This is a genomic window from Coriobacteriaceae bacterium, from assembly GCA_025992705.1.
In the GTDB taxonomy this organism is placed as follows: Bacteria; Actinomycetota; Coriobacteriia; order Coriobacteriales; family QAMH01; genus QAMH01.
Genome location: DAJPGJ010000001.1, coordinates 25433 through 38046, shown reverse-complemented (window position 1 = coordinate 38046; position 12614 = coordinate 25433). Strand labels below are relative to the sequence as shown.

Below are 12614 nucleotides of genomic sequence, written 5' to 3'. Positions count from 1 at the left end.
TTATGAGACATTAAGGACATCTATGAAACGCCCGACCCCCATGAAGACAAAGCTGGCTGCCAAGGACATTGGCGAGTCGGTGACGACGTGGCGCAAGCTACGCGGGCTGACCATGCAGCAGCTTGCCGACAAGGCAAACGCAAGCCGGGCCACCATCTCGCGGTTGGAGAAGGGCGACCCTTCCGTGTCCTTCGAGACCGTGCTTAACGTGGCCACCATGCTCGGCATCATGGATCGCGTTATCGATGCCTTCGATCCCTTCGAGACTGATTACGGTCGTCTCAGGGCTGAGGAAGAGCTTCCCCAGAGGGTGAGGCGATAGCATGATTCCCGTGCTCGAAGTCTACGATGCTTCTTCAGGGGATGACCGGCTTGTCGGTACCGCAAGGTTCTCATTGCGCCGCGGTGCCATTTCGACCACGTTCGCCTACGACGAGGCGTGGCTGGCGAATGGGCGGGGTTCCTATGTGATCGACCCGGATCTTCCGCTTATGGCAGGCTCCCAGCACTGCTCGGGAATCCCCGGTGCGTTTCGCGACTGCTCTCCCGATCGCTGGGGCCGCACGCTCATCAAGCGCGAGGCGCGAGAAGAGGCGCTGCAAAATGATCTGCCCCTGCACCAGCTCGATGACGTTGACTTTCTTATAGGGGTGTTCGACCGGACGCGCGAAGGTGCGTTGCGCTTCTGCGAGCCGGGTGGGAGCTTCCTTGCCGCTTCGTCTCCCATCCCGCCCATTGTCCAGTTGCCGGCTCTTCTCCACGCGAGCTATGACGTGGCTCGAGACGATGCAGGGCGTGACGAGATCAAGGCGTTGTTGGCGGCGGGGTCGGGATCGCTTGGCGGCGCTCGTCCAAAGGCGTCGGTATGCGACGGCGAACGTCTTCTCCTGGCAAAGTTTTCTCATCCCGAGGATGAATGGAACGTGATGGCGTGGGAGAAGACTGCTCTTGATCTTGCGGGGATGGCGGGAATCCCCACGCCGGCTTGTCAGCTAATCCGCGTGGGCGATGAGAGCGTCCTGCTTCTCGATCGCTTCGATCGCGAGGGCTCGCGCATAACTGGGCTTCGTATCCCTTACATGAGCGGCATGACGATTCTGGAGAGCGCGGATGGCGAGACGCGTGATTATGCCGAGCTGGCTGAATCCATTGCACTTCTTGCCAAGACGGCTTCGCAGGAACTGCGAGAGCTGTTCAAGCGCGTAGTTTTCTCGGTGGCCATAAACAACACGGACGACCATATGCGAAATTGGGGATTTCTGAGGCGCGATAGAAGCTGGCAGTTATCTCCGCTTTTCGACGTGAATCCCAATCCCTATATGGATGCCCGACGCGTGACTTCTATAGCGGGCGAGAAGGAGGGAAGGGACGCTACAGGGGTGCGTGATCTTGCTGCGTATTGTGGAGTATCTCCTGATGAGGCATCCGCAGTTGTCGAAAACGTTTTACAGACGGTTGGTCAATGGCGTGTCGTGGCGAAAAAAAACGGATGCCCCAAGCGCGAACTGGAGATGTTCCAGCCTGTCTTCGAGCACAGAGCTCATGATCTGCAAGAGGCCTTCACCCGAAAAGCCTCATGCTGCGCTCGCGCGTGACGATGCCTTGCGCGGCGCTCAGGTGTATGCGCACAGCCTCTTCGTCGCTGTGGCACGTCTCGAGAAGCGCGTCGTGCGTGGGAAGAAGCAGCTCTTCCGTTCGGTCACGCCCCTTTTGCGTCAACTGTAGCAATTTGGTCCGGCGGTTTTCCACGCTGCGTTCCTTGGAGATGAGTCCCTGGGATTCCAGGGTCTTCATGGGTGCCGTGATGTCGCTGCTCTTCAGGAAAAGGTAGTCGGCGACGCGAGATGCGGTCACGTTGGGGCCGAGCAGGTAGAGCGCGAGCAATACGCGAAGTTCGGATGTCTTGAGGCCGAGCTCGCGCAGACGTTGCGCCGTGAGCGTGCGCGAAATCATGATGGTGTCGAAGAATGCCGTGTCCAGGCGGAACTTGCCGTTCTCGATGCGCTGCGCATCATGGATGGTTACCGCGTTCGTCGAGCTGGCAAAGGCGGCCTCGAGCTGCTCGGGCGTGAGGTTTTTCCAGTAGTTCTGCAAGAACTGCCCAACATGGTAGTCTGCCCGTTCGATGGACGATGCTCCCTTGGCGGTGAGGGCGAGTGACACCACGCGCATGTCATCGGGGTCTTCCGCCCTCGTAACGAGCCCTTCGTCCACGAGATGGGGGACTGCAGCCGAAACTGTGCTCACGCCGACGCGCAGGTTGGCGGCAAGGTCGGTACTGCGCATGGTCTGTCGCGGAGCCGATAGCAGGCGCAAGAGCATGCGGTACTGCAGGGTCGTAAGGGAGCAGTCGCCCTCCAGGATGCGACTGATGGATTTGTACAGCAGATTCATGATGGTGAGGTAGTCCGACAGGCCCTCGACTGCGGCGACATGCTGTGGATGATTGACGTCCTCGAGCTTACGGCGCTCCTGGTCAAGTTCCGTTGCGATCATGAAAACCTCACAGATGCGACTTTGCGAAAAGTTATTCAATCACAATATTATTGAATGCATATATTGTTAATGAAAAATGCTTTACATAAGGGTGGATGGGCGTAATCTAGTCGTGACTGGTCATCGCGGATGCGTCGCATGTCGCAGCCAGCAAAGAGAGAGCGAGAGGAGTTTCGCATGTCGGAAGAATCGTTCGTCTACACTGCTTGTCCCGGTTGGGGTGACCATGACTACTGTGCGCTCAAGACCATCGTGAAAGATGGCAAGATCGAGCGCATGGAGCGCATCGTCTACTCTCAGCCGGAAGAGCCCGATGGGCACATTTGCCAGAAGGGCTGCCTTGCGGGTCGTCAACCCTATGATCCCAAACGTCTCAGAAAACCGCTCAAGCGCGTGGGCGAGCGCGGCGAGGGCAAGTGGGAGGAGATAAGCTGGGACCAAGCCCTCGACGAAATTGGCGAGAAGCTCTGCAAGATTCGCGACGAGTATGGCCCTGATAAGGTCGTTCTCTGGAACCTCGGCGCAGGCGTCCCCGCCCAGTACAGCTTCGAGAACCTGATGCCGTTCCGTTTCGCGAACACCTTTGGCGTCACCGTTCCGCTCGGCTCGATCGGTTTGGATAACGGTCCCTTCTACGCCGAGTTCTATAACGCGGGCAGCGAGTTTCCCCGCACCGTGATCGACCCACGCATCATGGTCGGCACGGATCTCATCTACGTTTGGGGTTGCAATCCCATCGAGAACCAGATGCGCTGCGCCCAGAACCTCGTACGTGCCCGCGAGGCCGGTGCGCGCATCGTCGACCTTGGCCTCATCTTCGACGGCACGGCAGGCTTTGCCGACGAGTTCGTTGCCATGAAGCCGGCGTCCGATGGCTATCTGGCCATGGCCATGGTGAACTACATCCTGCAAAACGACCTGCAGGCAAGCGAGTACCTGCTCGCACGCTCAATCGCCGCCTACCTCGTCGATGACGAGACGGGGCTGCTCGCCCGCGATCCCGATGATGGCTGCTACCTTGTCTGGGATGCGGCGAGTGACGCCGCCGTCGGTGTTGCGCCCAAGCGCGGAGATTATCCCGAGGGGGCCGACGTCCAGCTCTTCGGTAGCTACGAGATTGACGGCAAGCGCTACACCACGGCACTGCAGAAGCTCAAGGACGCCGCGGCGGAGTACACCTTCGAGCTCGCCGCCGAGAAGTGCGGTATCAGTGCCGAGGACGCCGAGCGTCTTGCACGTGACTGGGTCGAGGCGGAAAACGCCTTCATCCTGTCGGGCTATGGCCTGCGCTACCGCAACTCCAACGAGACCTATCGACAGTTCCTGCTGCTCGGCGCCCTGACGGGCCGTCTGGGCAAGCCGGGTAGCGGCGTCTTCGAGGCGCTGCAGCTCCAGAGCTGGCCGCTCGTCTTCAACGACATCCCCATCAGCTGCCCCGATGGCGTTGCCGGCGTGAAGTCGGTGCCCGTGCGCATGGCGCAATGGTTTGCGGCGGCCGAGGCCGATGACAGCCCCTACAAGGCGCTCATCGTATGCAGCGGCAATCCCGTGCACCAGCAGCCCGATCGTCAGCGATGGCTCGACGTCGTGAAGGACATGGAGCTTGTCGTCGACTATGACGTATGGCTCACCGACACCGGCGAAATCGCCGACTACGTGCTGCCCGACCTCATGTCCTTCGAGCGCGAGGATCTCATCACGGGAGCATGCTACAACCACGTCATTCTGCAGGAGCCGGCCATCGAGCCGCAGGTCGACGGCCATGAGCCCGTCTGGGTGTTCAGCGAGCTCGCCAAGCGCGTCGGTCTGGGCGATTACTTCACGATGGGCATTCCCGAATACATCGACATTCGCCTGCAGACGCAGTACCCGCTCATCGCCGGCATCCAGCCGCCCGTCACCTACGAGCGTCTCAAGGCCGAGAAGATGATTCGCGCTGCCGCTCCGCCCGAGCCCAAGTACACGCCGTACCTCAATCCCGCCGAGGTGCTCGATAACGAGACCGGACGCATGGAGATCATCTACTCCGAGAAGCTCGCCGAACTCGGCATGGCAACGACCAAGGTGCTCGAGCCGAACAAGATCGGCAAGTCGAGCGAGTATCCATACCAGCTCTTCACCGGTCGCCAGCGTTTCTTCATGCAATCGAGCTTCACCGACGATCCCATCACCGTGAAGCTTTCCGGAGAGACGCCCGCCACGAGGCTCAATCCGGTGCAGGCCCAGCGCTTGGGGCTGGCCGAAGGTGACATGGTCGAGGTCTTCAACGAGCGTGGGCATGTCATCACGCGTCTGGTGCTCGACGAGAGCGTTCCGGATGGCACCGTGCACGTGTGGTTTGGCTGGCGTCGTCGTCAGTTCGAGGAGGGCACCTACGCCGAGATCACGCACCAGTGCGCTGGCCAGGATTCGCAGGGCCCGCTCGAGGACAAGTGGTTCGCGGATTGGCTTGCCGCGGGACACCATCCCAACCCCTACGTCGAGGCAATGAGTTCGCTCACGGGCTCGACCGACTGCTACTGGGATTCGTGGTGCGATATCCGCAAGTTCGAGGGCGAGATAACGCCCAATCCGCAGGAATCCATCGTGAAGGAGGCTTAAGTCATGGCACACAAGATGTTGGTCGATATCGACCGTTGCATAGGCTGCTGGACCTGCGCGATGGGCTGCAAGGTCGGCAACCACCTGGAAGATGACGAGTATCGCGTCGAGGTCGAGACCCACGGCTCAGGCGCCGGCATCGACCGTCCCGAGGGTGTCTACCCCGACTTGCACATGTGGTGGCAGCCGATCTATAAGCCGAGCTGCACCTTCTGCGCCGAGCGCATGAAGGAGGGGGAGCCGCAGTTCTGCGTGATGGATTGCCCGACGCTTGCGCTGGCCTTCGGCGACGCTGACGACCCGGACTCCGCCTACTCGCAGGCCCGGGCGCGACTCGAGGCCCGCGGTGCGCGGTTCTGGGAGCTCGATAGCGCCGGCACGACGACGCGCTCCTGCATCGAGTACGCGAGCACCCGCCAATAATGAGACAAAACGCGCCGGAGCACTTTTGTCTTATCGGGCGGCCCTCGGAGAAATCCGGGGGCCGCTTTCGTTTGCGACCAGACAAAGCTCGCCGGGGCATTTTTGTCTGGCTATGTGACAGACGTCTCGAAACCAGACAAAACGTCCCCGGCGCGTTTTGTCACGCTGACGTTTCGCTCGCGTTCTGCTGCTAAAATGAAATCATCGCTACCGACTATAAAAGGAGGTTCCCATGAAATACGAAATCGTTGATGCCGCCTACGTGCTCGAGCATCTTGGCAAGATGCCTATTCTGGACGTGCGTCCCAAGGACATGTACCTGGAAAGCCGCATTCCCGGTGCGGTTTCGGCCCCGCTTATGGAGGCCAAGGAAGCCCCGGAGGACACGACCGAGTTCTTCCTGCGCGAGGTTCTCGACGCGGGAATTGACCCCACCAAGGGCTTCATCGTCTATTGCTATAATGGCGGCCTTGCACGCGAAGCCTGTGACCTGCTCGAGAATGCCGGCAATACCTGCCAGAAGTGCTACGAGGGTAGCTGGATCGACTGGATTTCCGACCCCTCACGCCCCGTTGAGAAATGAGACAACCGCTCTGAGCAACTGTCTCATTAGCAACAGGCCCCTGTGGATAGTGGGACAAATGACCTGTCCATTTGTCCCACTATTCGAGTTGCCTTCTATTCCCCCATCAGCTTTTCGAGGGCGGTCATGCGCGCGCAAACGGTGAAGATGCGCGCTGCCTGCTCGAGCTCCTCGATGCTCGGGAAGCTCGGAGCGATGCGGATGTTGGAGTCGTGCGGATCATTCCCATACGGCCAGGTTGCGCCAGCGCCCGTCAGTGCGACGCCCGCTTCCTTGGCCTTGGCCACGGTCGCCTTGGCTGTACCGTCAAGACCGGTGAAGCTGATGAAGTAGCCACCGCGCGGGTGGGTCCAGCTTCCAATGCCCGTACCACCCAAGTCCTCGTCGAAGATCTCGAGCACCTTCTCGAAACGCGGACGCAGCAGTTCCGCGTGCTTGCTCATGTGCGCGGCAACGCCCTCGGCATCTTCCAAAAAGCGCACGTGGCGCAGCTGGTTGAGCTTGTCGAACCCGATGGTCTGCGCTCCCATCGCCGCGAGCATTTCATTTACGTTGGCAACGCTGGAAACAAAAGCCGAGATACCCGCTCCGGGAAGCGTCACCTTCGAGGTCGAGCAGAACTCGAAGACCATGTCGGGATTGCCCGCATCGGCGCAAGCATCGATGATGTTGAGCACGTGATCCTGCTGCGTGGGCTCATCATAGAGATGGTGCACGGCGTAGGCATTGTCCCAGAAGATCCTGAAGTCACTGGCAGCCGGCTCAAGTGCGGTCAGCCCGCGCACGACTTCGTCCGAGTAGGTGTAGCCACAGGGATTCGAGTATTGCGGGACGCACCAGATGCCCTTGACCGCCGGGTCTGCCACGAGGCGCGCGACCTTGGCGACGTCCGGGCCATCCTCGCCCAGCTCGACGGGAATCATCTCGATGCCGAAGTGCTCGCAGATGGCGAAGTGACGATCATAGCCAGGAACAGGGCAGATGAACTTGACGCTATCGAGCTTGCTCCAGGGCAGCTGTCCGCCTAGGCCGGAAATCCAGGCGCGTGCGATGGTGTCGAACATGACGTTGAGACTCGAGGCGCCGCACACGATGACTTGCTCGGGCGCAACATCGAGCATGCTGGCGATGAACGTACGTGCTTCGGGCAGGCCGGCAAGTACGCCATAATTACGGCAGTCGGTGCCGTCGGCGGCGTGGCAGTCGCTTGTCGAGTTAACGCAGTCGAGCATCGGCATGCTGAGCTCGAGCTGTTCGGGACTCGGCTTGCCACGGGCCATGTTGAGCTCGAGATTCAAGGCGCAATACTTCTCGTATTGCTTCTCAAGCGCGTCGTAGAGCGTGCGCATCTCGTCTGTGCTCAGGTCCTTGTACTCGGTCATGCCCGCTTCTTTCCCCCGTGGTGAAAATGTCGGCGCCCATTATAGACGCAATGGCTATAATGAACGACGCATCTGTTCAAGGCGGGGCGGAATTCCCCACCGGCGGTAAGCGGCCAGAGGCGCCGCGCAGCCCGCAAACCCTTCTTCGGAAGGGCCGATCCAGTGAGACTCTGGAGCCGACGGTCATAGTCCGGATGAGAGAGCAGAAAGGAGCGGATTACTATGTCCGAAATCTCTCACGCAGGCGGGAGCGTCACCCCGCAGCAATCACGCAAGGCCGCATGGAGCACGCGCAAGCTCGTCCTGCTTGCGCTCTTCACGGCGCTTTCGCTCATCCTGTCCTTCATCGAGGCGCCCATCTTTCCCGCGGCACCGTTTCTGAAGTACGACCCGTCGGCCGTCATCGCGGGCTTTGCCGCCTGCGGCCTTGGTGTGGGTGCTGGCTTGCTCGTGGGCATTGCCTCGGCTGCCATCCATGGCCTCATCATGGGTGATCCTTGGGGCTCGCTCATGACCATCATCGCCGTGGCATGCTGGATCGTGCCCATGGCGCTCATCTATCGCACCAAGGGGACGCGTACGACGCTGCTCATCGGCATCGTCGTAGGCTCTGTCCTCTCGCTGGCCGGCGCCATCGTGGGCAATCTGCTCATCACGCCCATATACACGGGGACGAACGTAGCAACGGTCGCAGCCATGATCATTCCCATCCTGCTTCCCTTCAACGCGCTCAAGATCGTCATCAACGACGTGCTCGCCTTCGTGCTCTACAAGCCGGTCGAGAACCTCATGTCCAAGGACTAGTGCATGGGTGACGGCCTCGACAATCCAGGCAAGATTTCGTTCGATCACGTATCGTTTACGTACAAGGCAGATGCACCCTGCGTGCTCGATGACATCTGCCTGGATATCGAGGCCGGACAATTCGTCGCCGTTCTCGGCGCCAATGGCTCGGGCAAGTCGACGCTGGCCAAGCACATCAACGCGCTGCTTACGCCCACGAGCGGATGTGTCGCGGTAGGCGGCCTCGATACGCGCGATGAGCACAGCGTCTTTGCCATCCGGGAGAGCGCGGGCATGGTGTTCCAGAATCCCGACAATCAGGCAGTCGCCTCCGTCGTGCGCGACGACGTCGCCTTCGGCCCGGAAAACCTTGGCCTCGCTCCCGACGAGATTCGCGCGCGCGTCGAAGAGGCGCTTGCGACCGTTGCCATGCAAGATCATGCGCTTGACGGAATCGAAAGTTTGTCCGGCGGCCAAAAGCAGCGTATCGCCATCGCGGGCGTTCTGGCCATGCGGCCGCGAATCCTCATACTCGACGAGCCGGGCGCCATGCTCGATGCACGCGGCAGGCGCGGCATCACGCGCGTGGCCCACGAGCTCAATGCCGACGGAATGACCGTCGTGCTCATCACGCACTTCATGGAAGACGCGCTTGGCGCCGACCGCGTCGTCGTGCTCGATCGCGGACGCATCGCGCTCGAGGGCACGCCTGATGAGGTCTTTACCGATGCCACGGCGCTGCGTGCGTTGCGCCTCGAGCTGCCGTTCTCGATTCAACTCGCGGAGGACCTGCGCGTGCGAGGTGTCGAGGTCGGGATGGGGCTTTCCGAGGAGAAGCTGGAGGAGGAGCTGTGTCAATTGCTTTCGAACAGGTGAGCTTCTTCTACGATGACGAGCATGACGCCCTCCAGAACATCGACCTCGTCGTGGAGGATGGCGAATTTCTGGGCGTTATTGGTCACACTGGCTCGGGTAAGTCAACGCTCGTGCAGCTCATGAACGCCCTGCTCGTTCCCACAGCCGGCTGCGTGCTCGTGGATGGGCTCGATACGCGCGAGCGCAAGCTGCGTCGCGAGGTGCGCACGAAGGTTGGCTTGGCTTTCCAATACCCCGAGACGCAACTTTTTGCCAATACGGTTGCCGAAGACGTCGCCTTTGGTCCTCGCAACTTGGGATTATCTGATGACGAGGTTAATCGGCGTGTGCGAGAGGCCCTCGATCATGTGGGGTTGGATTACGACGCTATCGCGCAACGAAGCCCCTTCGATCTCTCGGGCGGTCAGCAGCGTCGCGTGGCGCTTGCCGGCATACTCGCGATGGAGCCGAGCGTGCTCGTGCTCGATGAGCCTGCTGCCGGCATGGATCCGGCGACGGTGGACGAGATTCGCAATTACCTGCGTGACCTCAACGATCAGGGCCTCACCATTGTGCTTGTTTCGCATTCGATGGATGACGTCGCCGAGCTCTGTTCGCGCATCGTCGTGCTCGATCATGGCGTGCTGCACATGCAGGGAACACCCGACGAGCTGTTCACGGCGCAAAACGCTGCCGAGTTGCGTCGCATCAACCTTGATGTGCCCCGCGCCACGAAGTTTGCCCTAGAATTGGCACAACGCGGGCTCGTATTGCCCGAGCCCATTCTCGATGAGCAACAGCTTGTCGAGGCGCTGATTACGTTGCATGCGTGACAGTGGGCGTGTGTCAGGGGGTCAGACCCCTTGGCACACGCTGGATTCGCGACATGTGCCAAGGGGTCTGACCCCCTGACACACAGACGTGACAGAAGCCCCGTCCCCACTGTCACGCCTACCGTATAGAGAGGTACATAACCATGCCGCAGATTTCGCCTGAGCTCGATCAGCTTTCGATTGCACTCATCCAGACAGCGATTGACATGCTCGACGTGCATGACGATGTTCCCGTCATGCTTGCGGTGGATTGCGATGACGAACTATTGACCTTCGAGGATGACACGCCCGATGGCTGCTATCGTGCCGCTCGCGAGCAGGTGCGATCCTATGGCAAGGACTGCACGCGCTATGCGTTGCTCACCCAGGGCTTCGTTCAGGAGGACGAGACCGATTCGGGGCAGCCGGCCCTGCTCTTCGAGTTTGCCGAGCGCGGCATGGATTGCGCATGGAGCGGCTTCATGCTGTACCGACGTGACGAGGATGGTCGCATCGAGGTAAGCGATCCCATGCCTGCAGGCGAGGAAGAGCTTCTCTTCGGATAGCGGTTTACGAGCGCTAGACGGGACGACGGACGACGGGAAGCATCTCGAGCAGACCCACGGTGAGCGCGATGCGGTCTTGCGAGGACTGTCTGAGCGCGCGATCTGTGCGCGCGAGTTCCGCAGCGGCATCGCGCGAGACGCGGGTCGGGTGCGAGAGCAAGCTTCCCGTCGCCCGTCGTCCCGTCCCTCCATTCCCGCAATGAAATGCTGCGCGAGCGCATCAAGCGTGGTATCCTGCAAGGCTGTACGAAATACAGCTGACAACGGGATAACGCACATGCTTCAAGAACATATCCGCAACATCGCCATCATCGCGCACGTCGATCACGGCAAGACCACACTCGTCGATCGCCTTCTGCAAACTGCCGGTGTCTTCCGCGAGAACCAGCAAGTCGAGGAGCGCGTCTTGGACTCCAACGATCAGGAGCGCGAGCGCGGCATCACGATTCTCTCCAAGAACGTCTCCATCCGCTACAAGGACGTGAAGATCAATGTCATCGACACGCCGGGCCATGCCGACTTCGGTGGCGAGGTCGAGCGCGTGCTCAAGATGGCCGACGGCGTCTTGTTGCTGGTCGATGCCTTCGAGGGCCCCATGCCGCAGACGCGTTTCGTTCTCAAGCATGCCCTCAGCCTCAATCTGGTGCCCATCGTCGTCATCAACAAGATCGACCGCCCGGGTGCGCGCCCCGACGAAGTCCTCGACGAGGTCTTCGAGCTCATGCTCGAGCTGGGCGCAAGCGATGAGCAACTCGACTTCACGACTGTCTACGCGAGCGCGATGAACGGCTATGCGCGCCTCGATCCGGACGACGGCAACATGGATATGCTGCCGCTGCTCGATACCATCCTCGAGCATATTCCCGCGCCCGATGTCGACCCGGACGGCCCCGTCGCCATGCAGATTTGCACGGTCGACCATTCCGAGTACGTGGGTCGTATCGGCACGGGTCGCCTGTTCTCCGGCTCCATCGAAGCTGGTCAGCAGGTGCTTGTCATCAAGAACAACGGCACTACTCGCTACGAGACCACCATCAAGCACCTCTACACCTTCGAGGCCCTGGGCCGCGAGGAAGCGCAGAGCGCCGAAGCCGGTGACATCATCGCCATCGTCGGCGTCGAGGACGCGGACGTGGGCGACGTGGTGACCGACATCGAGAACCCCGTCGAGATGGAGCCCATCGAGGTCGAGGAGCCAACGCTTTCGGTCATCTTCGAGGCATCCTCGAGCCCGCTTGTGGGCAAGGAAGGCGATATCGTCGGTGGCCGTCAGCTCAAGGAGCGCCTCATGCGCGAGGGCGAGGCCAACATCTCGATGCGCATCGAGGAACTCGAGGACAAAAGCGGCATCGAAGTCGCTGGTCGTGGCATCCTGCACCTTTCCGTGCTCATGGAGACCATGCGCCGCGAGGGCTATGAGTTCCAGGTCGGGCGCCCCCGCGTGCTTTACAAGACCATTGACGGCGTTAAGATGGAGCCCATCGAGGACGCGTCGGTCGAGACGCCCGAGGAGTACTCGGGCAAGATCATCGAGCTCTTTGGCACGGCCGGCGGCGAGATGACCAACATGACCACGCACCAGGACCAGACGGTCCTCTCCTTCAAGATCCCGACGCGCGGCATCATGGGCCTGCGCACCAAGATACTCAACGCGAGTCACGGCGAGGCCATCTTCAGCCACCGTTTCTCGGAGTATGGCCCCATGCGTGGTGAGCTCGGCATGCGCAAGAACGGCGCCATGGTTGCCATGCATTCCGACAAGGCCGTCGCCTACGCGCTCGACACGCTGCAGCAGCGTGGCACGCTCTACGTCGAGCCCGGCGACGAGTGCTACGAGGGCATGATCGTGGGCGAAAACGCCAAGGAAGGCGACATGGATGTGAACGTGTCGAAGACCAAGCAGCTCGGCAATCAGCGTGCGTCGAGCGCCGACAAGGCCATCATGCTCACGCCTCCGGTCAAGTTCACGCTCGAGGAGGCACTCGAATACATTGCCGATGACGAGCTCGTCGAGATCACTCCCAAATCGATTCGCTTGCGCAAGCGCACGCTCGATAAGATTGGAAGAAAGAAGGAACGCGCCCGTGCATTGGGCAAATAGCTAAGGAGCCAC

13 protein-coding genes and 1 riboswitch are annotated in these 12614 nt (G+C 60.7%); of the genes, 10 read left to right on the top strand and 3 right to left on the bottom strand.

Annotation, left to right across the window (positions count from 1 at the left end):
- Positions 1-22: 22 nt before the first annotated feature.
- Positions 23-322, top strand: a complete 300-nt coding sequence (locus OIM11_00155; protein HJI99562.1) for a helix-turn-helix domain-containing protein — start codon at positions 23-25, stop codon at positions 320-322.
- Position 323: 1 nt separating this feature from the next.
- On the top strand, positions 324-1595 hold the full coding sequence (locus tag OIM11_00150; GenBank protein ID HJI99561.1) for a type II toxin-antitoxin system HipA family toxin: 1272 nt from the start codon (positions 324-326) through the stop codon (positions 1593-1595).
- Here the strand turns inward: OIM11_00150 and OIM11_00145 are convergent.
- The gene (locus OIM11_00145; GenBank protein HJI99560.1) at positions 1561-2496 is read right to left on the bottom strand and encodes a MarR family transcriptional regulator; all 936 of its coding nucleotides are present in this window, start codon (positions 2494-2496) and stop codon (positions 1561-1563) included. The genes OIM11_00150 and OIM11_00145 overlap by 35 nt on opposite strands.
- Before the next feature lie 177 nt (positions 2497-2673).
- Between OIM11_00145 and OIM11_00140 the strand changes: the two genes are divergently transcribed.
- The 3 genes from OIM11_00140 to OIM11_00130 all read left to right on the top strand — a co-directional run bounded on the left by OIM11_00140 (position 2674) and on the right by OIM11_00130 (position 6103).
- On the top strand, positions 2674-5097 hold the full coding sequence (locus tag OIM11_00140) for a molybdopterin-dependent oxidoreductase (protein HJI99559.1): 2424 nt from the start codon (positions 2674-2676) through the stop codon (positions 5095-5097).
- Between the two features lie 3 nt (positions 5098-5100).
- Positions 5101-5520 carry a hypothetical protein gene (locus OIM11_00135; protein HJI99558.1) on the top strand — a complete coding sequence of 140 codons (420 nt, stop codon included), beginning with the start codon at positions 5101-5103 and terminating at the stop codon, positions 5518-5520.
- Between the two features lie 232 nt (positions 5521-5752).
- Complete coding sequence (locus tag OIM11_00130) at positions 5753-6103, top strand: rhodanese-like domain-containing protein (GenBank protein ID HJI99557.1); 351 nt, start codon at positions 5753-5755, stop codon at positions 6101-6103.
- Between the two features lie 95 nt (positions 6104-6198).
- Here the strand turns inward: OIM11_00130 and OIM11_00125 are convergent, their stop codons facing one another.
- Complete coding sequence (locus OIM11_00125) at positions 6199-7485, bottom strand: aminotransferase class I/II-fold pyridoxal phosphate-dependent enzyme (protein HJI99556.1); 1287 nt, start codon at positions 7483-7485, stop codon at positions 6199-6201.
- 68 nt (positions 7486-7553) lie between these two features.
- A riboswitch (FMN riboswitch) is annotated at positions 7554-7695 on the top strand.
- Between the two features lie 12 nt (positions 7696-7707).
- On the opposite strand from OIM11_00125, the gene OIM11_00120 reads away from it, so the two are divergent.
- The 4 genes from OIM11_00120 (at position 7708) to OIM11_00105 (ending at position 10501) form a co-directional block, all read left to right on the top strand.
- Positions 7708-8289, top strand: coding sequence for an ECF transporter S component (locus OIM11_00120; protein ID HJI99555.1), 582 nt, complete (start codon positions 7708-7710; stop codon positions 8287-8289).
- Between the two features lie 3 nt (positions 8290-8292).
- Positions 8293-9144: an energy-coupling factor transporter ATPase gene (locus OIM11_00115; GenBank protein HJI99554.1), complete on the top strand. Its 852-nt coding sequence runs from the start codon at positions 8293-8295 to the stop codon at positions 9142-9144.
- Positions 9120-9956, top strand: coding sequence for an energy-coupling factor transporter ATPase (locus OIM11_00110; GenBank protein ID HJI99553.1), 837 nt, complete (start codon positions 9120-9122; stop codon positions 9954-9956). The genes OIM11_00115 and OIM11_00110 overlap by 25 nt, the downstream gene beginning before the upstream one ends.
- 143 nt (positions 9957-10099) lie before the next feature.
- Positions 10100-10501, top strand: a complete 402-nt coding sequence (locus tag OIM11_00105) for a hypothetical protein (protein ID HJI99552.1) — start codon at positions 10100-10102, stop codon at positions 10499-10501.
- 13 nt (positions 10502-10514) lie between these two features.
- Here the strand turns inward: OIM11_00105 and OIM11_00100 are convergent, their stop codons facing one another.
- A complete protein-coding gene (locus OIM11_00100) occupies positions 10515-10661 on the bottom strand; it encodes a hypothetical protein (GenBank protein ID HJI99551.1) in 147 nt (48 codons plus the stop codon).
- A 117-nt stretch (positions 10662-10778) separates the two neighbouring features.
- Between OIM11_00100 and typA the strand changes: the two genes are divergently transcribed.
- On the top strand, positions 10779-12602 hold the full coding sequence (gene typA, locus OIM11_00095; protein ID HJI99550.1) for a translational GTPase TypA: 1824 nt from the start codon (positions 10779-10781) through the stop codon (positions 12600-12602).
- The last annotated feature ends 12 nt before the right edge of the window (positions 12603-12614 follow it).